This is a genomic window from Sphaerisporangium perillae (assembly GCF_023276435.1).
GTDB classification, from domain to species: Bacteria; Actinomycetota; Actinomycetes; order Streptosporangiales; family Streptosporangiaceae; genus Sphaerisporangium; species Sphaerisporangium perillae.
Genome location: NZ_JALLPO010000029.1, coordinates 35,831 through 56,151 on the forward strand (window position 1 = coordinate 35,831; position 20,321 = coordinate 56,151).

Annotated in this window: 20 protein-coding genes; 11 read left to right on the forward strand and 9 right to left on the reverse strand. The window is 71.4% G+C overall.

The annotated features are described in order from the left end of the window. Positions 1-159: 159 nt before the first annotated feature. Positions 160-1,272 (reverse strand): alanine dehydrogenase, encoded by a 1,113-nt coding sequence (gene ald, locus MYF83_RS26865; protein WP_248963491.1) that lies wholly within the window; start codon positions 1,270-1,272, stop codon positions 160-162. Between the two features lie 87 nt (positions 1,273-1,359). Continuing rightward, a complete protein-coding gene (locus MYF83_RS26870) occupies positions 1,360-2,751 on the reverse strand; it encodes an aspartate aminotransferase family protein (protein ID WP_248963492.1) in 1,392 nt (463 codons plus the stop codon). A 305-nt stretch (positions 2,752-3,056) separates the two neighbouring features. On the opposite strand from MYF83_RS26870, the gene MYF83_RS26875 reads away from it, so the two are divergent. After that, entirely contained in the window at positions 3,057-4,397 is a 1,341-nt protein-coding gene (locus MYF83_RS26875; RefSeq protein WP_248963493.1) for a dipeptidase, read from the forward strand. A 243-nt stretch (positions 4,398-4,640) separates the two neighbouring features. Here MYF83_RS26875 and MYF83_RS26880 read toward each other — a convergent pair whose 3' ends face one another. Further along, on the reverse strand, positions 4,641-5,024 hold the full coding sequence (locus MYF83_RS26880; protein ID WP_248963494.1) for an RICIN domain-containing protein: 384 nt from the start codon (positions 5,022-5,024) through the stop codon (positions 4,641-4,643). Between the two features lie 78 nt (positions 5,025-5,102). Here MYF83_RS26880 and MYF83_RS26885 point away from each other — a divergent pair, with 78 nt between their 5' ends. From MYF83_RS26885 to MYF83_RS26905, 5 genes are all read left to right on the forward strand, one after another. Further along, positions 5,103-5,912 carry an ABC transporter ATP-binding protein gene (locus MYF83_RS26885; RefSeq protein WP_248963495.1) on the forward strand — a complete coding sequence of 270 codons (810 nt, stop codon included), beginning with the start codon at positions 5,103-5,105 and terminating at the stop codon, positions 5,910-5,912. Continuing rightward, the gene (locus tag MYF83_RS26890; protein WP_248963496.1) at positions 5,909-8,164 is read left to right on the forward strand and encodes a YhgE/Pip family protein; all 2,256 of its coding nucleotides are present in this window, start codon (positions 5,909-5,911) and stop codon (positions 8,162-8,164) included. The genes MYF83_RS26885 and MYF83_RS26890 overlap by 4 nt, the downstream gene beginning before the upstream one ends. A 73-nt stretch (positions 8,165-8,237) precedes the next feature. Beyond that, the gene (locus tag MYF83_RS26895; protein WP_248963497.1) at positions 8,238-8,828 is read left to right on the forward strand and encodes a TetR/AcrR family transcriptional regulator; all 591 of its coding nucleotides are present in this window, start codon (positions 8,238-8,240) and stop codon (positions 8,826-8,828) included. 83 nt (positions 8,829-8,911) lie between these two features. Continuing rightward, positions 8,912-9,559 carry a PadR family transcriptional regulator gene (locus tag MYF83_RS26900; protein ID WP_248963498.1) on the forward strand — a complete coding sequence of 216 codons (648 nt, stop codon included), beginning with the start codon at positions 8,912-8,914 and terminating at the stop codon, positions 9,557-9,559. A gap of 201 nt (positions 9,560-9,760) precedes the next feature. Continuing rightward, on the forward strand, positions 9,761-10,624 hold the full coding sequence (locus tag MYF83_RS26905; RefSeq protein WP_248963499.1) for an alpha/beta fold hydrolase: 864 nt from the start codon (positions 9,761-9,763) through the stop codon (positions 10,622-10,624). A 60-nt stretch (positions 10,625-10,684) separates the two neighbouring features. On the opposite strand, the gene MYF83_RS26910 is transcribed toward MYF83_RS26905, so the two are convergent. Together MYF83_RS26910 and MYF83_RS26915 are read right to left on the reverse strand one after the other, a co-directional pair. After that, positions 10,685-11,095: a YbaB/EbfC family nucleoid-associated protein gene (locus tag MYF83_RS26910; protein ID WP_248963500.1), complete on the reverse strand. Its 411-nt coding sequence runs from the start codon at positions 11,093-11,095 to the stop codon at positions 10,685-10,687. A 7-nt stretch (positions 11,096-11,102) separates the two neighbouring features. Continuing rightward, positions 11,103-11,495, reverse strand: coding sequence for a YbaB/EbfC family nucleoid-associated protein (locus tag MYF83_RS26915; RefSeq protein ID WP_248963501.1), 393 nt, complete (start codon positions 11,493-11,495; stop codon positions 11,103-11,105). 181 nt (positions 11,496-11,676) lie between these two features. Here MYF83_RS26915 and MYF83_RS26920 point away from each other — a divergent pair, with 181 nt between their 5' ends. Genes MYF83_RS26920 through MYF83_RS26930 form a run of 3 tightly spaced genes read left to right on the forward strand, consistent with a single transcriptional unit; the run spans position 11,677 to position 13,381 of the window. Continuing rightward, positions 11,677-11,994 carry a hypothetical protein gene (locus MYF83_RS26920; protein ID WP_248963502.1) on the forward strand — a complete coding sequence of 106 codons (318 nt, stop codon included), beginning with the start codon at positions 11,677-11,679 and terminating at the stop codon, positions 11,992-11,994. Then, the gene (locus tag MYF83_RS26925; RefSeq protein ID WP_248963503.1) at positions 11,985-12,866 is read left to right on the forward strand and encodes a WXG100-like domain-containing protein; all 882 of its coding nucleotides are present in this window, start codon (positions 11,985-11,987) and stop codon (positions 12,864-12,866) included. The genes MYF83_RS26920 and MYF83_RS26925 overlap by 10 nt, the downstream gene beginning before the upstream one ends. Positions 12,867-12,871: 5 nt before the next feature. Next, positions 12,872-13,381, forward strand: a complete 510-nt coding sequence (locus tag MYF83_RS26930) for a hypothetical protein (protein WP_248963504.1) — start codon at positions 12,872-12,874, stop codon at positions 13,379-13,381. Between the two features lie 33 nt (positions 13,382-13,414). Here the strand turns inward: MYF83_RS26930 and MYF83_RS26935 are convergent, their stop codons facing one another. Continuing rightward, positions 13,415-14,371, reverse strand: coding sequence for a threonine ammonia-lyase (locus tag MYF83_RS26935; protein ID WP_248963505.1), 957 nt, complete (start codon positions 14,369-14,371; stop codon positions 13,415-13,417). Positions 14,372-14,446: 75 nt separating this feature from the next. On the opposite strand from MYF83_RS26935, the gene MYF83_RS26940 reads away from it, so the two are divergent. Then, positions 14,447-15,427, forward strand: a complete 981-nt coding sequence (locus MYF83_RS26940) for a LysR family transcriptional regulator (RefSeq protein ID WP_248963506.1) — start codon at positions 14,447-14,449, stop codon at positions 15,425-15,427. Positions 15,428-15,573: 146 nt separating this feature from the next. Continuing rightward, positions 15,574-16,203: a LysE family translocator gene (locus tag MYF83_RS26945; protein WP_248963507.1), complete on the forward strand. Its 630-nt coding sequence runs from the start codon at positions 15,574-15,576 to the stop codon at positions 16,201-16,203. Between the two features lie 175 nt (positions 16,204-16,378). On the opposite strand, the gene MYF83_RS26950 is transcribed toward MYF83_RS26945, so the two are convergent. The 3 genes from MYF83_RS26950 to MYF83_RS26960 form a co-directional block, all read right to left on the reverse strand. Beyond that, a complete protein-coding gene (locus tag MYF83_RS26950) occupies positions 16,379-17,968 on the reverse strand; it encodes an acyl-CoA synthetase (RefSeq protein ID WP_248963508.1) in 1,590 nt (529 codons plus the stop codon). 179 nt (positions 17,969-18,147) lie between these two features. Next, a complete protein-coding gene (locus MYF83_RS26955) occupies positions 18,148-19,296 on the reverse strand; it encodes a thiolase family protein (RefSeq protein ID WP_248963509.1) in 1,149 nt (382 codons plus the stop codon). Positions 19,297-19,298: 2 nt separating this feature from the next. After that, positions 19,299-20,318 carry a thiolase family protein gene (locus MYF83_RS26960; RefSeq protein WP_248963510.1) on the reverse strand — a complete coding sequence of 340 codons (1,020 nt, stop codon included), beginning with the start codon at positions 20,316-20,318 and terminating at the stop codon, positions 19,299-19,301. Positions 20,319-20,321: the final 3 nt, after the last annotated feature.

Here is a 20,321-nt window from a genome sequence, read left to right on the forward strand (position 1 = left end):
GACGTCACCTGCCTCTACGGCACCCACGCACCTCCCCAGGCCACCTTCACGGTTCCACCCGACCGTGGGGCTCGTCATGCGGCGCCGGGTCGGCGAGAAGCGGTGCGGCGGTGCCGGCGCCGTCGTACGGCGGCGCGCCTGGTTAGCGGGCGGGGCTCGCTAGGCGAGGAGGGTGGTCACGTGGTCGAAGGGGAGGTTGTGGGCTTCGGCGACGTGTTCGTAGGTGAGGCGGCCGGCGTGGGTGTTGAGGCCGAGGGCGAGTGCGGCGTCGCCGCGCAGCGCCTCCTGCCAGCCGAGGTCGGCCAGCTTCACGGCGTACGGGAGGGTCGCGTTGGTCAGCGCGTAGGTCGAGGTGTTGGCCACCGACCCCGGCATGTTGGCCACGCAGTAGAACACCGAGTTGTGCACCTTGTACGTCGGGTCGGCGTGCGTCGTCGGGTGGGAGTCCTCGAAGCAGCCGCCCTGGTCGATGGCGATGTCCACGAGCACCGACCCGGGCTTCATGCGCGAGACGAGCTCGTTGGAGACCAGGGTGGGAGCCTTCGCGCCCGGGATCAGGACGGCGCCGATGACGAGGTCGGCCTCCACGACGGCCTGCTCGATGGCGTAGCGGGTGGAGACGATGGTCTTGAGGCGGCCCTGGTAGATGGCGTCGATCTGGCGGAGCCGGTCGATGTTGACGTCGAGGATCGTGACGTCGGCGCCCATGCCGACCGCGATCTGCGCGGCGTTCAGGCCGGACACCCCGCCGCCGATGACGACGATCTTGGCGGGGGCGACTCCGGGAACTCCTCCGGGCAGGACGCCGCGCCCGCCGTTGAAGCGCATCAGGTTGTACGCGCCCACCTGCGGCGCGAGCCGTCCGGCCACCTCCGACATGGGGGCGAGCAGGGGCAGGGAGGAGCCCACCTGCACGGTCTCGTACGCGATGGCGGTGACCTTGCGCTCGAGGAGCGCGTCGGTGCACGCCCGGGACGCGGCGAGGTGCAGGTAGGTGAACAGGACCTGCCCCTCGCGCATCCGGTGGTACTCCTCGGCGATGGGCTCCTTGACCTTCATGATCAGGTCGGCCTCGCCCCACACCTCGTCCGCGGTGTCGAGGATCTTCGCCCCGGCGAAGAGGTAGTCCTCGTCGGGGATGTGCGAGCCGAGGCCCGCGTCGCGCTGGACATAGACGTCATTGCCGTGGCGGACGAGCTCGTGCACGCCCGCCGGGGTGGCGGCGACACGGTACTCGTGGTTCTTGACCTCGGCGGGCACGCCGATCTTCATCACGAAATCCTTTCAGGATGGCGCGGCTGACGGTGTGCGGGCACGGGTCTTCGCGTACCGGCACGGGCAGGACGCCGGAACCGGCTGCTACAGACGGTTCCAGGCTTCGGTCAGGACGGTTCGCAGGATCGACTCGATCTCGTCGAACTCCTTCGGGCCGCAGATGAGCGGCGGCGCGAGCTGCACGACCGGGTCACCTCGGTCGTCGGCACGGCAGTAGAGACCGGAGTCGTACAGGGCGTTGGACAGGAAGCCGCGCAGCAACCTCTCGGACTCGTCGTCGTTGAAGGTCTGCTTGGTGTCCTTGTCCTTAACGAGTTCGATGCCGTAGAAGTAGCCGGCGCCGCGGACGTCGCCGACGATCGGCAGGTCGCGGAGCTTCTCCAGCGTGGCGCGGAAGACGGGCTCGTTCCGCTGGACGTGGCCGAGGATGTCCTCCCGCTCGAACAGGTCGAGGTTGGCGAGCGCGACGGCCGCGGAGACCGGGTGCCCGCCGAAGGTGTAGCCGTGGGCGAACATGCTGGTGCCGGACTTGAACGGCTCGAACAGGCGCTCGGAGGCGATCATCGCGCCGATCGGCGAGTAGCCGCTGGTCAGACCCTTGGCACACGTGATCATGTCGGGCACGTAGTCGAACTTCTGCCCGCCGAACATCGTGCCGAGCCGGCCGAAGGCGCAGATCACCTCGTCGGAGACCAGGAGCACGTCGTGCTGGTCGCAGATCTCGCGCAGGCGCTGGAAGTATCCGGGGGGCGGCGGGAAGCAGCCGCCGGCGTTCTGCACCGGCTCGACGAAGACGGCGGCGACGGTGTCGGGGCCTTCCATCTCGATGGCCTTGCCGACCTGGTCCGCGGCCCAGCGGCCGAACTGCTCAGGCGTAAGACCGGGGAAGCCGGTGATCTCGTCCGCGCGGTAGTAATTGGTGTTCGGCACGCGGACCGAGCCCGGCACGAGCGGCTCGAAGGGCGCCTTGAACGCCGGGATGCCGGTGATCGACAGGGCGCCCTGCGGGGTGCCGTGGTAGGCGATGGCGCGGCTGATGACCTTGTGCTTGGACGGCTTGCCGGTGACCTTGAAGTACTGCTTGGCGAGCTTCCAGGCCGTCTCGACCGCCTCACCGCCACCGGTGGTGAAGAACACCCGGTTGAGGTCGCCGGGGGCGAGTTCGGCGAGCCGCTGGGCCAGCTCGGCGGCCTTGGGGTGGGCGAAGGACCACAAGGGGAAGAAGGCGAGCTCCTGTGCCTGCTTGGCCGCGGCCTCGGCGAGCTCGGCGCGCCCGTGCCCCATCTGCACGACGAACAGGCCGGACAGGCCGTCCAGGTAGCGCTTGCCGTTGATGTCGTAGATGTAGGCACCGTCGCCCCGCACGATCGTCGGCACTTCGCCGGCGTCGTAGGAGCCGTGCCGGGTGAAGTGCATCCACAGGTTGTCCTGCGCTGCCTTCAGGACGGCGGCCGTGTCGGTCTCAGGTCGCGTCATGGCTATCTTCCTCGTGATCTCGACTGCCCTCAGTGTGCATGTTCCACACCGCTGATTACAACTGGTTGCGTAGCGACACTATGCAAGAACTTCGGAATCCGTTATATCGCTGTGTAACAACGACGAAATCCGTGTGGGTGTGTCGAGTGTCGCAGCCCGGTACCGCCGGGGAAACCGCGGGAGCGCCACGCCCCCCCGCACCGCCGGCGAGCCGGAGACGGACGGTGATCGGACGCGCATCGGGCGCCTCGTCTGTGATGAGATGTGTCCAATCCGAACACAGCCGACGCGGGGAACAGATAGTCGTGACTCCTGATCAGATCGAGAACGCCGTCGCAGCAGAGATGCCGAGGGCGGTGGACGAGCTGACGCGGCTCGTCGCCATCCCGTCGGTCGCCTTCCCCGGTCACCCCGAGGAGCCGGTGCGCGCGGCGGCCACGATGACCGAGGAACTGCTGCGCAGCACCGGGCTCCCCCACGTCCGCCAGATCCCGGTCGAGGGCAGCTTCCCCGCCGTGTACGGCGAGGCGCCCGCACCTCCCGGAGCCCCCACCGTGCTGCTGTACGCGCACTACGACGTGCAGCCCGCCGGAGACCCCGCCCTGTGGCGCACGCCCGCGTTCGAGCCGACCCTCATCGATGGGCAGCTCTACGGCCGGGGAGCGGCGGACGACAAGTCCGGCGTCATCGCGCACGTCCTGGCGCTGCGGTCCTTCCAGGGCCGGTTCCCCGTGGGCATCAAGGTCATCATCGAGGGCCAGGAGGAGTACGCCGGCGAGCGCCTTGAGGAGTTCGTGGAGCGGAACCCCGAACTGCTCCGCGCGGACGCCATCGTCGTGGCCGACACCGGCAACCCGAGCGTGGGCGACGCCTCCGTGACGACGTCCCTGCGCGGTCTGGCCGCGTTCACCGTCGAGGTGCGCACCCTGCGCGACTCGGTGCACAGCGGCTCCTTCGGCGGCGCCGCCCCCGACGCGCTCGCGGCGCTGATCCGCATGCTCGCCTCGCTGCACGACGAGAACGGCGACATCCGGGTGCCCGGCCTGCCGCGCGGGGTGTTCCTCGGCGACGGGCCCACCGAGGAGGAGTTCCGCGCCACCGCCGGAGTGCTCGACGGGGTCTCCCTGGTGGGCTCCGGTTCGCTGGCCGACCGCCTGTGGGCCTCGTACGCGATCACGGTCACCGGCCTGGACGTGCCGACCGTCCAGGGCGCGATCAACGCCGTCCAGTCGGTGGCACGGGCCCGCGTGACCGTCCGCGTCCCCCCGGCGGGAGACCCGAAGACGGCCGCCGACGACGTGGTGGAGCACCTGCGCCGGCACACGCCGTGGGGGGTGCAGGTCGGCATGACCGACCTCGTGCTCGGCTCGGGCTACCTCGCCGACACGGGCGGCCGGGCGCGGGCCGCGCTGAACCGCGCTATGGAGCGCGCCTTCGGCCGGGCTCCGCGCGACATCGGCGCCGGCGGCTCCATCCCGCTGGTCGCCACCCTGATCAAGCAGTTCCCCGCGGCCGAGATCCTGCTGTTCGGCGCCGAGGACGACGGCGCCTCGATCCACGCGCCGAACGAGCGGCTCGTCCTTGAGGAGCTGCGCCGCGCCGCCACCGCCGAGGCCCTGTTCCTCGCGGACTACGGCACGCTCTAGCCCGTACCCCGGGTCGCCGGGACAGGACGAAGCCCCCGTGCCGATGTGGCACGGGGGCTTCCCCCTGGAGGGGCTCCGGCGGGAGGGACCCGGTCCGCATAGGGGGTTACGGACCGGGCCGCTCGGTTCCCGGCTACCTGTAGGTGATGTCGGAGTCGGAGTAGAGGCAGTTGGTGCCGCCGGCCCCGCTGCCGATCTTCGTGGGCTCGCTGCCCTTCGGCACGCCCTTGTACTTCTCGCAGATCACGATCTTCTTGCTGGAGTTGAGCTCGTCGAGCTGCCCTTGACGTTCAGGCACTTGCCGCCGTTGGCGTTGACCACCCGGTAGTAGGAACCCGACACGGTCAGCTGCCAGCTCTGCGAGGAGGCTCCTGAACAGGTCTCCAGCTGTACGGCCTTGCCCGCGGAGGTGCTCGCGTCCTTCACGCCCGCGCACTTGCCGCTGCCGCCGGCCTTGAGCGTGACGCCGCCGCTCACCGAGGTGAGCGTCCAGGTCTGGTTCGCGCTCCCGTTGCAGCCGGACTGCACGAGCTGGGTGCCGTCGGAGTTGCTGCCGCCCGGGACGTCCAGGCAGCAGCGTTTTCCGATGAGCGGACACGTTTCATGTACATGAACCGCCTGAAACATTCATCGCACGGCCGTCCAGGAGCCTTTCCATCGGTGGTAGCTTTGTACTGACCGGTCAGTTCAAAGAAGGGCGCATCGTTGTCAGGCGACGGCATTGACGGGGTTGCCATCCGCGCGACCGGCCTGTCACTCAAGGGCGGGCACGGCTGGGTCTACCGCGACGCCACCCTCGACGTGCCCGTGGGCGGGCTCGCCGCGATCGTCGGCGAGGCCGGCAGCGGGCGCACGAGCCTGCTGCTGACGCTCGGCGGCCGCATGCGCCCCACGGAGGGCACGCTGTCCGTCCTCGGCCACACCGCCCGCCGCCGGGTCCGGCGGGTCGCGGCCCTCGGGCTGGTCCAGGGGGTCAACGAACTCGACGACGCGCTCTCGGTCCGCGAGCATCTCCACGAACGGCTCCGGCTGCGCGGCCCGGAGTGGCGACCCGCCCTCCTCCGCTCCCGGCCTCGCCACGACCCCCGGCTGATCGCGGAGACCGCGCTCGCCCGTGCCGGGCTCGACCTGGCCGCCCTTCCCGAGGCCGACCGCACCCTGGCGCGCCATCTCGCCCGTGACCAGCGGGTGCGCCTCGGCATCGCGCTGGCCCTTCTGGACGAGCCCGAGGTCCTGCTGGTCGACGACCTCGGCGGCGGCCTGCGCGAGGACCGGCGGGCCGGCCTCGTCTCGACGCTGCGCGCCCTGTCCGGCCAGGGCCTCACCGTCGTGGCCGTCGACACCGAGCCACTCGAGAGGGCGGCCCCCGTGCTGTCCCTCCCCCACACCGCGGACGGCCTCCCGGACGGCACCGTCGGAGACACCTCGCAAGACACCCCGGACGGCACCGTCGAGGACGCCGTGGACGGCACCACAGGAGGCATCCCGGACGACGCGGAAGAGGACAAGTCATGACGAAGCCGCATCCGCTCCAGCTCGGGCGTCTCGAGCTGCGCCGCTTCACCCGGTCACGGCTGACCCGGGCCGCGCTGGCCGCCGTCGTACTGCTGCCGCTGCTGTACGCCGGGCTCTACCTGTGGTCGTTCTGGGACCCGCAGAGCAACCTCGACAGGATCCCCGTGGCCCTGGTCGTGGCCGACCGGCCCGTCACCGTCGACGGCAAGACCCTCGACGCCGGACGCGACCTGGCGACGGAACTGCGGGATCGCCGGGTCTTCGCCTGGCACCAGGTCGACGCCCGCCGGGCCGACCAGGGCGTCAATGACGGCACCTACTATCTCTCCCTGACCATCCCGGCCGACTTCAGCGCCGACCTGGCATCCCCGAGCGGCGACGGCACGCCCACCCCCGCCCGGCTCGGCGTGCGGGTGGACACCGGCCGCAGCTACATCATGCGCACGATCTCCGACGCCGTCTTCTCAGAGGTGAAGGAGGCGGCCGGCCGGACCGCGATACGCGACTACCTCGACACGATCTTCCTGTCGTTCGGCGACATCCACGACGCCACCGCCAAGGCCGCCAAGGGCGCCGGCGAGCTGAGCGACGGCACCGCCGCCGCCGGGGAGGGCGCCGCCGCGCTCGACCAGGGGCTCGGCGACGCACGGAAGGGCACCCGCGGCCTGGCCACCGGCGCCGCGACGGCCCAGGACGGCGCGGCGCGGCTCGCCGGCGGCCTGGCGACGGCGCAGCAGGGCGCGCGGGCCCTGCGCCGCGGGCTCACCGAGCTCGACCGGGGAGCCGCGAAGGTCGCCGACGGGAACGCCCAGGTGTACAAGCAGGTCCACGGCCTCTCGGGCACGGTCAACGGGATGGCCGACAAGTACGTCCCGATCCTCGACGAGAACGGCGACAAGATCCGGCAGGCCGCGCTGGCCGTTGCCGAAGGGGCCGATCTCGTCGCCGACGGCCTCGGCGGCCTTCCCGCCGAGATCGAGGGCGACGCCGCCCGTGCCCGGCGCGATCTGCTCGCCGTCCAGGGCTGGCTCGATGACCACCCCGACGCCGATCCTGAGCTGCGCTCCCTGCTCGGCAGGGCGGCCGACTCCGCTCAGGACCTCCTCGACGCGACCGGCCGCCTCCAGGACCGCGTCCAGGCGCGGAGCGCCGCCATCGAGGACGTGCGGCGGGGAGCGCGCGCGGTCGCGGACGCCGCCCGTGACCTCGCCGCGGCCGCTCCCACGCTCGGTGCGAAGCTCGACGCGGCGCGCGACAAGTTCAACGAGCTCGACAGCGGCCTCAAGCAGCTCGCCGAGGGCTCGGCGAAGCTGAGCCAGGGCACCGGCAGCGCCGTCCGGGCTGCCGGCAAGCTCGGTTCGGGGCTCACCGCGCTCAGCGACGGCGCCGACCGGCTCAGCGCGGGCCTGACCGCTCTGGGCAAGGGCGCGGGCAGGCTCGACGCCGGCATCGGCAAGCTGCACGCGGGAGCGGGCGAGCTCGACCGGGGCCTGGTCAAGCTGGCCGACGGCTCCCACGACCTGGCGAGCGGGCTCAGGGACGGGGCGGGCCGGATCCCCGACTACACGGCCTCCCAGCGCGACGGCCGCACCGGCATGATGAGCGAGCCCGTACGGCTGGACAGCGAGGTGGACAACCGCGTGCCGAACTACGGCACCGGCTTCGCGCCCTTCTTCGTGCCGCTGGCGCTGTGGGTCGGGGCCATGGTGACGTACATGGTGCTGCGCCCGCTGAACCCCCGCCTGCTCGCCGGATCGGCTCCCGCATGGCGCATCGCGGTGGCCGGCTGGCTCCCCGGCGTCACGATGGGGGTCCTGCAGGTGGTCGTGCTGCTGGGCGTCATCCGCTTCGGGCTCGGGCTCGACGCGGCCGACTGGGCGGGCATGGCCGGGCTGCTCGCGCTCACCGTCACCGCGTTCCTCGCGATCGTCCAGGCGGTGAACGCCTTGGTGGGGCCGCCCGGCCGGGTGGTGGTGCTGGCCTTGCTCATGCTGCAGCTCACCTCCGCGGCCGGCACCTACCCGATCGAGACCTCCCCCGGCTTCTTCCAGGCCATCTCACCCTGGCTGCCGATGAGCTGGGTGGTCCGGGCCCTGCGACGGGTGATCAGTGGCGGTGACGCGGCGGTCGTGTGGCAGGCTTGCGGCGTGCTCACCGCTTTCACCGTCCTGGGCCTCGCGCTGACCGTCCTCGCCGTGCAGCGCGGCAGGACCTGGTCCCCGCGCCGCCTGCACCCGGAGCTGTCACTGTGACCCGGGCGGGCGGCCCGGCCCGGAGCCATTCCGCGCCGGAGCCGGCGTTCCGGACCGATGCGGGCTGTCCCGCATGAGCAAGATCGAGACACGGCTCAAGCTGTACATGGCGGCAGTGGAGCTCATCGCCGAGCAGGGGTACACCGCCACCACGGTGGACGCCATCGCCGAGCGCGCCGGCGTCGCCAAGGGCACCGTCTTCTACAACTTCGGCAGCAAGGACGCGCTGTTCGCGGCGCTCCTGGAGCACGGCATCCAGCTCCTCACCGACATGCTCGACGACGCCCGCCGCGGCGAGCCGGACGAGCCGCTGCGGCGGCTGGACGCCGTGGTGATGGCGCAGCTGCGCTTCTTCGAGGAGTACGGCGCCTTCGCGAGGGTCCTGCTGGCCGAGATGTGGCGCACCACCTGGCAGGAGGCCGTCGCGCGGCTCCGCCGCCAGGCGCTCGGGGTGTACACCGAGGTGCTGCGGCAGGCCGTCGACGCCGGTCTGCTCCGCGCGGACCTCGACGTGGAGACGGCCGCGACGGCGCTGTTCGGGATGGTCCTCACCGTCTCGATCGAGCGACGGGCGCTGCGTCCCGACCGTCCCCTGGCCGAGGTCCACGCCACCTTGGCCGACCTGATCCACGGCCGCATCTCGGGCGGCACCGCCACCGCTTGACGGTTTCCCGCGATTTCTCCTCTTGGCACTTCATACTCGCGACCGTATGCTCGTAGACGAGTAATCGTTGACGAGGTGATGTGGTGGCGAAGCGGCGCAAGGTCGGTAACCTGCTGGCCCTTGCCGTCCTGACGGTGGTCGTCCAGCGGCCGATGCACCCATACGAGATGGCCTCGGTCCTCCGTGCGCGGAGCAAGGACCAGGACATGAAGATCAAGTGGGGGTCGCTCTACACCGTGGTGGGAAACCTGGAGAAACACGGCTTCATCGAGGCGGCCGAGAGCACCCGGCAGGGCGGCCGCCCCGAACGGACCGTCTACCGCATCACCGACACCGGCCGCGAGGAGTTGCGCGACTGGACGCGCGAGCTGGTCTCCACTCCCGACCCGGAACCCTCGAGCTTCGAGGCGGGGCTCTCGGTCATGGGCGGCCTCCCGCCGGAGGAGGTCACCGACCTGCTCCGGCGGCGGCTGGCCCGGCTGGAGAAGGAGACCGCCCGCCGGCGGGAATCCCTGGAGAGCGAGCGCCGGGAGATCCCCCGGCTGTTCCTCATCGAGGCGGAGTACGACCTCGCCATCCGCGAGGCGGAGGCGGCCTGGGTGCGATCGCTGCTCGACGAGCTCACGACCGGTTCGTTTCCCGGTCTGGCGCAGTGGCGCGCCTTTCACGAGACGGGCCGCTTACCGCCCGAGTTCACCGACATCGCCGAAAGGGGCAGCACGACCGACTGACCCGATGTCGGCCCGGCGGGGTGCGGGAACACCCCGCCGGGCCTCGACCTCGAACCGAGACCCATGGAGTGGGAACCCGGCCACAAGGTGGCAACCGCAAGGATAGCTGGGCTCCCTTTCATGGCCGGTTCGCGATGCACGCCGAACCATCGCGCCGGAGACCGGGCCGACCGGTCCCGGCACCGATCCATGGGAGAGACCATGACTGAAGTGACGATCGGCTCCGTGACCTCCGCGGACGGCACCACCATCGGCTACCGGCGGCTCGGCCGCGGCCCGGGTGTGGTGTTGCTCCACGGCGCCATGGAGTCGTCCCACAGCCACATCGAGCTGGCCGAGGCGCTGTCCGCCGACTTCACCTGCTACCTGCCCGACCGGCGCGGCCGCGGCCTGAGCGGCCCGCAGAGGAAGGACCACGGCCTGCGCGCGGAGGTCGAGGACGTCGCCGCCCTGCTCGCCGAGTCGGGCGCGCACCTTCTCTTCGGCGTCAGCGCGGGCGCCGCCATCACGCTCCGGGCGGCGCTCGCCTGCCCCACCGTCCGCAGGGCCGTCGTGTTCGACCCGCCGCTGCCCGTCGACGGCTCGCTGTCCACCACCTGGCTGGAACGCCTGGACAGGGAGACGGCCGAGGGCAAGGTGGCGGCGGCGCTGGTCACCGGCATGAAAGGCGCTCAGATGGGGCCGAAGGTGTTCGACTACGTTCCGCGCCGGCTGCTCGAGCTGCTCACGACCATGGCCATGGCCCGCGAGGACCGTAACGCCAAGGGCGACGACGTGACTTTCAGGGCACTCGCGTCGACGCTCGGCCGCGACGTACGGCTGGCCGTCGAGATGAGCGGCGACCTTGCGAGCCTCAAGGGCATGCGCGCCGAGGTGCTCCTCCTCGGCGGCGCCAGGAGCCCGGCCTACATGCGGGTCGCCCTCGACGCGCTGGAGAAGATCCTGCCGGACGCCGAGCGCGTCGAGCTCGCCGGCCTCGGCCACAGCGCCTCCGGCAACGCCGCCCAGCGCGGCGCGCCGGACCGGGTCGCGCGCGAACTGCGCCGGTTCTTCACCCGTCCGTAGCAGCCCCGGGGTGGTGGTCCCGGCCGTCACCGGGTCACCGCCCCTTCCTCGCTGCGACCCTCAGGGGCGTTCGAACAGCTGGAGCAGGCGGCTGTACTGCTCCTCGAGGGCGCCGGGCTCGAACGCGCCGTCCGGGAGCACCTCGCCCAGCGCCTCGTCGACCAGCTCGCGGCTCTTGCGCTCGGCGTCGTCCTGCGCCCGGTGGACGGCCAGCAGCAGCTCCTCGGCCAGCGACCGGCTGTCCAGGCGCATGGCGCGCCGAGTGATGGCGACATCCCGGACCCGGCCGTCCACCGTCGTGGTGACCTTGATCTGGCCGTCGCCGGCCTCGCCCTCACCGACGACGCCATCCAGCGCGCGCTGTCCGGCCTCCTCCACCCATTCCAGGATCCTGCCGGCATGCTCGGCATCCCGCTCGAGATCGCCGTCTCGCCAGTTGGCGGGATTCGCGTCGTAGCTGTGCACGATCATCCCTCCGTCATTCGATCTCGCGAGCGACCTGCTCGACGCGGCGCCGCACGAACTGCTCGTCGAGCGGCTCGGCCAGCCGCGCGGCGTCGGCCTGCGCGCGCTCGATGATCTCCTGGGTGCTCTGCCCTGCGGACTCCTGCGCCGCCTGGATGGCCCGGAGCGCCTCCCGGCTCAGGGCGTCGGGGTCGAGCCGCATGACGCGGGGGTCGAACCCGATCGTCTTGAGCCGTCCTCGGCCGTCGGCCACCACCTGGATCAGGCCGTCGGCGCCCTCTCCCTCACCGGCGACCTGCTCGATCATGGCCTGGGCCTGCCCGAGGTCGCGCATCACTTCCTCGGTCTGGCGGAGTATCCGCTCCAGGTGCTCCAGGTCGTCCGCCCACGGAGTCGGTGACGACAACGCATGCTCCTCATACCAGGCACCGGGACGCCGGACGGCGACACCTTGCCGAGATGTTACCGGCCTGCCGCCACGACCGGCGTGCGGTGCCGCAGATGACAAGAATTCCGCACGAGACGCAAAATATGCGCAATCCCTGACGATCATGGCTAATCTGCGGGTCATGGAACGGGGATTCGAGATGACCCATGGGATTCTTGAGGTGACCGGCTCGCACCTCCGGATCCACGGGGAAGAGTACGCCAGCGCGGTGCGGCGTCTGCGGGAGCCGGGCGACGGCGCGGAGTCCTGGGGTGACACGGGCCTGCTGAGCCCGGTCGTCTCCGCCTACACCCAGTGCAAGAACACCGCGCTCGACACGTTCACCCACATGGGCACCGTCATCGGCGGCACGGGGGACGCGGTGTCGATCTCGACCGGCCGGGTGTCGTACCTCGAGGGCGACATGGCGGGCGAGATCGACCGGCTGGGAGGCGAGCCGGACACATCATGGACGTGATGCTGCCCTCCTGGGCCAGCGGCATCCTGAACCTGGCCGGTGTCCCCTGGCCCAACGTCAGGGAGAGCCGGATCCGCGACGAGGCGCAGGCCTGGCGGGACCTCACGGCTCACGCCGCCCCGGCGTCCGAGGGCGCCGACAGGACGGTCCGGCAGTCGTCGGGCACCTACAAGGGAGCGTCGGCGACCGCCCTGGCGAACTTCTGGGAGAAGAACGGCGGCGCCGACGGGCACCTGAGCCAGGCCACGCGTGCGGCGCACTACGCGCCGGTGCTGCTGGACGGCGCGGCCACCGTCGTGACCGGCACCAAGATCGCGGTGATCTCGCAGGCGTCGGTGGCCGCGGTGAAGCTCGCGACGAGCATGCTCGCCGGCGGCCCGCTGGCCCTCGGCAGCGCCACGGCCACTGTCCTCGCCACCCGATACGCGATGGGCAAGATCCTCCGTGAGGCCGGTGAGGGAGGCGCCCGCGTGCTGGCGCCGGGGATCGCCCGCCGGGTCACCGAACCCTTGGAGCGCATCCTCCGCAACGCCCGCGGCCCTGGCGGCGGCCCTCCGCTCGCCATGGCCGGCGGCCCGAGTCATATCCCCTCCGGTCTCCCCCGTTTCCGGCCCTCTAGGGTGGACGGACCCAACAAACCCACCATCGCCCAGATGGCCAGGAGGAAGAACTCAAGGAACAAGACGAACTCCGGTACCCGCAGGGCCGGGACGAAAGCGGACGCGGAGGCGCAGGCCAGGAGAGCGGCCGGCGACGGAGGCAGCAGAGCGGTGTTCCGTGGTCCGTGCTCGTCAGGTGACCACTTCCATGTGGACTACCTGAACAACAAGGGTGAGATCATGCACACCAGGCACTTCCCGTTCCAGGAGTAACGATCGTGAATGAGTCCCAGAAAGACGACCATGCGACCGGGCAGGGCGATCTGCCGGCCGGCGCCAAGGATCTGGGCTCGGCCATCGAGCAGCACGCCCGAGTCCTCGCCGAATCCCCCGGCGACTACAAGCGGGTGGTGCAGGCGGTGAACCGCCTCCGCGCCTCCGCGCTCGCGTACGCCACCCTGTGCGCCGATCAGGCGGGGTGGGGCAACCCGTTCAGCGACCTGGAGAGCGATCTGGAGTCGGAGGAGGAGACCACGGAGGAATCCGCCGGTGCCGCGAGCGAGGAGGCCCCGGTGGTGCACCTGGAGGCCCACTACCGGATCCGCGTGACGGACATGGAGGCCGCCGCCCGCCTGGCGGGCGATCCGGAATCCGAAGATCTGCTGGGAGCCCCGTCCGACGTGGTGTCCCAGCTCTTCATGAGAGACGGCTGGGACCCATCCCGGTACGGCGACGTCCTGGAGGTGCTGGACCAATCTTGGTCGTGCGGCCCCGACCTCTCCTCATAGGGGACGGCGATCGGAGCGTTCGCGGACACCGCACTACGTGAGGAGCCGCTGGAGTTCGGCGGGGCTCGCGTTGGCGCCGCTGCAGACCAGGGCGACCTTCTGCCCGGTGAACTCCTCCTTCCTGGCGAGGAGCGCGGCCAGCGGGGCCGCGCCGGCGAGTTCGCTCAGCGTGTGGGCCTCGGTGAGCAGGACGCGCTGGGCGGCGCGGATGTCGTCGTCGTGCACGAGCACGAAGTCGTCGAGATCGCGCATGAGGCTCTGCGGCAGGGCGAAGGCGGAGCCGGTGGCGAGGCCGTCCGCGACCGTCTCGATGGGACGCCTGACCGGCTCGCCTGAACGCCAGGAGTCGTGGGCGGCCGGAGCGAGCGAGGATTGCACGCCGATCACCCGGCATCGCGGGGCGACGGCCCTGGCGACCAGGCACGCGGCCGCCGCCCCGGTCCCCGACCCGACCGGCACGAAGACGGCGTCGAGGTCGGGCCGGCGGGTGAACATCTCCAGGTAGAGCGTGGCGACGCCGGCGATCAGATCCGGCTCGTCGGCCGGGCTGATCAGGCGGTCCCCCCGCTCCTCGGTGAGCGCGGTGACGTACTCCGCCGTCTCGACCATCGTCGCCCCCTTGATCTCGACGGTGGCCCCGAGGGCTTCGACCGCCGCGACCTTGGCCGGGTTCGGGTTCTCCGGCATGACGACCGTGCAGGGGATGCCGAAGAGCCGCGCGGCGTACGCGATCGACTGGGCGTGGTTGCCGGTGGAGTAGGTGAGCACCCCGGCCTTCCCGTGGTCGGCGGGCAGGCGGGAGATCAGGTTGATGCCCCCGCGCACCTTGAACGCGCCGGTCGGCTGGGTGTTCTCGTGCTTGACGAAGGTCTCGGCGCCCACCCGCCCGCTGAGTACCGGGTAGGACCACATCGGGGTCTCCGGGAGGTGCGGGGCGATGAGGCGCGCGGCGTGCAGGACGTCGGTGAAGGACGGCGATGTGGTGGGCATGGAGCCCACGCTGGCGCATCGCCATCCATAGGTCCAATGCCAATCAGCGGGGCTTCCCATAGATAAAGTTGATGGGTGCTCGATGTCCTGCGTCTTCGCGTGCTGGACGCCGTCGCCAGGCACGGATCGGTGACGGCGGCCGCGCGGGAGCTGCACTACTCCCAGCCCTCCGTCAGCCACCACCTGGCCCGGCTGGAGGCCGAGACGGGGGCCAAGCTCGTCCAGAGGGCGGGCCGTGGCATCCGGCTGACCGAGGCGGGCCGCCTCCTCGCCGACCGGGCCGCCGAGATCATCGGGCGCCTCGACTCCGCCTCGGCCGAGCTCGCGGCGCATGTCGGCCTGCGCGCCGGCCGGGTGCGCCTGGCCGCGTTCCCCTCCGCGCTCGGCACGTTCGTGCCGGCGGCGGCCGTACGGCTCTCGCGTGAGCACCCGGGGCTGGACCTGCGCCTCAGCGAGGCCGAGCCGCCCGAGGCGCTCGCCATGCTCCGCGCGGGCCACGTCGACGTCGCCGTCGCCTTCCACTACGGAAAGACGGCGGAGCCGCCCGCCACGGTGCCGGAGGAGGAGGGCGTCCGTCTCACCGCCTTGTTCGACGACCCCAGCCATCTGGTCCTCCCCGCCACCACCGAGCCCACTGCCGCCCCGCCCGCCGTACCAAGGGACGCCCCGCTCGTCGCCGCCATGCCCGCGACTCCTCCGCCGGCCGTCACCGCGACCAGCACGCTCGCCTCGCACGCCGGGGGCAAGTGGATCGCGGGGTGCGACCGGTGCCGCAGGCACCTGCTCGACCTGTGCGCCGCGGCCGGCTTCGAGCCCGCGATCGCCTTCACGACCGACGACTACGTGGCCGTACAGGCGATGGTGGCCGCGGGCCTCGGGGTGACCGTGCTGCCGGCGCTCGCGCTCTCGGCCCATCGCCACCCCGGCGTGGGGACCCGCGAGATTCCGGGCTCGACCAGGCACGTCTTCGCCGCCACCTACGGCGAGCCCCCCGACCCGCCGGCGACCGCCGCCCTGCTGTCCGCCCTCGTCGAGGCGGTCTCCCGGCCCGCGTGACCTCAGCTCGTGTACTACCTCCGGCGTGCGGGAGATCGCTCGCTACCGGCGCGACCTGCGCGAACCCCGTACCCAGGCCCTCGAGCCCGTGAGAAATCGATGGACCCCGGCGCCGGGGCATTCCTACTATCGGCGACATGCCACCTATGACCACGCTCGCGATCTTCGCCGGGGCGACGCTCGCCCTGCTGCTCGTGCCAGGACCCGCCGTCGTCTACATCGTCACGCGCAGCGTGGCCCAGGGCAGGGCCGCCGGGATGGTCTCGGTGGCGGGCATCCACGCGGGCTCGGTCGTCCACGTGGTCGCCGCCGCCCTCGGCGTCAGCGCGCTGCTGGCCGCCTCCGCCACGGCGTTCACCCTGGTGAAATACCTCGGGGCGGCCTACCTGGTCTACCTCGGCCTGCGCAAGCTTTTCGCCCGGGCGGACGCCCTGACCAAGGAGGTCGAGCCGGTCTCCCGGTCGCGCCTGTTCGGGGAGGGCTTCGTGGTGAACGTGCTCAACCCCAAGACGGCCATCTTCTTCCTGGCGTTCCTGCCACAGTTCGTCGATCCCAAGTACGGCCCGGTCGCGGCGCAGATCGTGGTGCTCGGGCTCATCTGGATCGCCCTGGGCATGGCGAGCGACGGCAGCTACGCGCTCCTGTCGGCCGCCCTGGCGGGCCGCCTGCGCCGCTCCCCCCTGGCCGCACGACGGCTGGACGTGGCCAGCGGCCTGGTCTACATCGGCCTCGGCGCCGTGGCCGCCCTCGCCGGCGACAGCGCCCGCAAGGCCTAGGCAGATCCTCCCCGGGAATCGACCGCGAAAGCAGCCATGCCCGCGAGGCCGGCTTCCCCGCCTGAGGTGGTCATCGGAGATCGTCCGGGTTCCGGTGCAGGCGGCCGCTGACGCGCCGGCCTTGCGCGCGTCAGCGGCGTTCGGAACAGCGCCCGGGCAGCGCCCGGACGGGTGGTCAGGGGGCGGCGGATTGGGCGGTCTCCTTGGCCCAGCGGTAGTCGGCCTTGCCGGACGGGGAGCGGACCATGTGGTCGACGAAGGCGTACGTACGCGGCACCTTGTACCCGGAGATCCGCTCGCGGCAGTGGGCGTCCAGTTCCTCGGCGGTGAGGTTCGCGCCGTCGCGGGGTTCGACGACGGCGGCGACCCGGCTCCCCCACCGCTCGTCGGGGATCCCGGTGACGACGGCGTCGAACACCGACGGGTGCCCCTTGAGCACCGCCTCGACCTCCTCGGGGAACACCTTCTCCCCTCCGCTGTTGATGCACTGCGAGCCACGCCCGAAGACCAGGATCGTCCCGTCGTCCTCGATCCTGGCGAGGTCGCCGGTGAGCAGCCAGCGCGTCCCGGCGGTGTCGGTGACGAACGTCGCGGCGGTCTTGGCGGGGTCGTTGTAGTACCCGAACGCGATGTCGCCGGTCTTGGCCACCGTGCCCATCTCGCCCGACCCCGGTTTCACCGGTTCGAGGACCTCGTTGAGCACGGCCAGCGTGGCGGTGGCGATGGGCCGGTACTTCAGGCCCGACTCCGGGGACGAGCCGGCCACGGCGGAGGCGGTGAAGCCGGACTCGGTCGAACCGAAGCTGTCGACGATCATCACATTGGGCAGCAGTTCCTGTAACCGGTCGCGGACGGTGCCGGTCAGGATGGCCCCGGTCGAGCTGAGCACCAGCAGGGACGACAGGTCGTAGGCGCCGGTGGCGATCTCCTCGGCGAGGGGCCGCGCCATGGCGTCACCGGTGATGTTGATCGTGAGCACCTTCTCACGCTCGACGACGCGCAGCACCTCCACGGCGTCGAACTTGCGCGTGTAGACGGCGGTGGCGCCCATCCACCAGGCGATGAAGGTGCCCATCTGGGCTGCTCCGTGCATCAGCGGCGCGGCGGGCATCATGATGATCGGCCCGGAGTTCACCGCCTGCTCGATGACCTGGCGCGGCTCGGTGTGCGGCTCGCCGTAGGGGTTGCCGCCGCCGAACGCCATGAACAGGTCCCTGTTGTGCCACATGACGCCTTTGGGCATGCCGGTCGTGCCGCCGGTGTAGATGATGTACACATCGTCGCCCGACCGTTTCTGGAACCCCTCGCGCCCGTCCGGCCGCCCGGCGATCGCCTGGTCGTACGGCACGGCGTCCTGCACCTTCGAGGGACCGCCGACCGCGACCAGCGTCCGCAGCTTCGGCGCCTCCGGCGCGGTCGCGGCCACCCGGGCGTCGAACTCGGTGTCGTACAGCAGGGCGACGATGTCCGAGTCGGTGTACAGGTAGCGCAGCTCGGCCTCGACGTAGCGATAGTTGACGTTGATCGGCACCGCTCTGATCTTCAACGTGGCGAGCAGCCCGGCGATGTACTCGATGCCGTTGTAGAGCTGGATGCCGACGTGCTCGCCGGGGCGCACCCCGCGTTCAAGCAGGAAATGGGCCAGGCGGTTGGCGTGCGCCTCCAGCTCGGCGTAGGTCAGGCGGGTGTCCCCGCAGACGACGGCGACGCGGTCCCCGATCGCGTCGGCCAATCCCTCGAACAAGTCGGCATGGTTGAACTCCATCGGGGACTCCTCACAACTGGTCGCTGGCGGCCCTCACGGCATGTCACTCCCGGTGTGCCGCGTCCCGGCGAACGCGGCTCTCACGGCGTTCCACGTCCCGGGGAACGCGGTTCGCACGGCTTTTCGCGTCCCGGGGAACGCGGCACTCACGGCTTCTCGCGTCCCGGGGAACGCGGCACTCACGGCTTCTCGCTCCCGACGATCCACATGGCGAAGAACTGGGCGCCGCCCCCGTAGGCGTGGCCGAGCGCGCGCCGCGCCCCCTCGACCTGGTGCTCTCCGGCGCGTCCTCGGACCTGCAGGGCGGCCTCGGCGAACCGGATCAGCCCCGAGGCGCCGATGGGGTTGGAGCTGAGGACGCCGCCGGAGGCGTTCCAGGGGATGTCCCCGGAGAGGGCCGTGGCCCCGGACTCGGTCAGCTTCCAGCCCTGGCCCTCCCCGGCGAAGCCGAGGTTCTCCAGCCACATCGGCTCGTACCAGGAGAACGGCACGTACACCTCGGCGACGTCGATCTCGCGCCGCGGGTCGGTGATGCCGGCCTGGCGGTAGACGTCGGCGGCGCAGTCCTTGCCGCCCTGCGGGCTCACCGTGTCGCGCTCCGCGCGGAAGATCGGTTCGGAGCGCATGGCGGTGCCGTGGACCCACGCGGGGGTGCCGGTCACCTTGTTCTCGGCGGCGAGCACCATGGCGCAGGCGCCGTCGGAGGACGGGCAGGTCTCCAGGTAGCGGATCGGCTCCCAGAGCATGGGCGTGGACTCGACCATCTCGCGGTTGATGCCGGGGATCTTCAGGTGCGCGTAGGGGTTCTTCAGCGCGTTCAGCCGGTCCTTGACGGCGACGAGCGTGCCGATGTGGTCGGGCGCGCCGGAGCGGCGCATGTACTCGCGGATGTGCGGCGCGAAGTAGCCGCCGGCGCCGACCACCAGGGAGGCGTTGAACGGCAGGTGCGTGGACAGCGCCCAGGTCGCGTTGGACTCCGACTGCTTCTCGAAGGCGACCACCAGCACGCGCTCGTGCACGCCGCCCTGGATGAGCGAGGCGCCGACCAGCGCGGTCGAGCCGCCCACGCTGCCGGCGGTGTGGACGCGCATCATGGGCTTACCCGCGGCGCCGAGCGCGTCGGCGAGGTAGGCCTCCGGCATCATCACGCCCTCGAACAGGTCGGGGGCCTTGCCGATGACGACCGCGTCGATGTCCTTGAACGTCAGCCCGGCGTCCTCCAGGGCGCGCAGGGCGGCCTCGCGCACCAGGCCGGCGATCGAGACGTCGCGGCGCTTGGTCTGGTACTTGGTCTGCCCCACCCCGATGACGGCGCAGCGGTTCCCCATGGTCAGGCCTCCATGACGGTGACGAGGTTCTGCTGCAGGCACGGCCCGGACGAGGCGTGGCCGACGGTGCGGCTCGCGCTCCCGTCGATGATCCGCCGGGCGGCCTCGCCGATGCGGATGAGCCCGGTGGCCATGACGGGATTGGCGGCGAGCGGGCCGCCGGAGGGGTTGACGGCCGTGCCGGGCGGCAGCCCGAGCGCCTCTCGCAGGATCAGCTCCTCGTGGCTGAACTGGGCGTGCAGCTCGGCCACCTCGACCGGGCCCTTGCCGACTCCCGCGGCGCGCGCGGCGTCGGCGGCGGAGGCGGACCGGGCGAGGTCGCGCACGCCCAGATAGTGCGGCTCGGTGCGGTGGGCGATCCCGGTGATCCACGCGGGGCGTTCCACCAGCTCCCTGGCGAGGTCGCCGGCGGCGAGCACGACCGCCGCCGCGCCGTCGGTCATGGGCGCGATGTCCATGGGACGCAGCGGGTGGACGTCGTACTCCTCCTCGCCGGGGTCGGGCAGGTCCAGCGCGTACGGGTTGGCCCTGCCGTCGGCGCGGCTGCGGCGGACGATCTCGCGCAGCTCGCCGGGCTCGGCGCCGACCGCGTTCGCCTGCAGGGCGGCGAAGGACACCTGGTCGAGCCCGAGCGGCACCAGGTAGTACGGGTCGAGCTGGAGCGTCATGATCTCGTGCAGATCGCCCTGCGACGTCTTGCCGTAGCCGTAGACCAGCGCCGAGTCGACGTCGCCGTGCTGCAGGCGCACCCACGCCTCGTACAGCGCCCAGGCGGCGTCCATCTCGACGTGGCTCTCGGAGATGGGCGGCCAGGCGCCGATGGCGTCCAGCGCGGAGACGAAGGAGAACGGCGCCCCGGCCAGGTAGTCGCAGCTTCCCGAGCAGGTGAAGCCGAACCGCGTAAGGCCGGACCGCTCCTTGACCTCCTGGATGATCGGCGAGATCAGCTCGGGTTCGGTCAGACCTTCGTCGTGGCCGGTGTGCTTCGTCTGGGCGAACGCGATGACCGCTACCTCACGCACGCG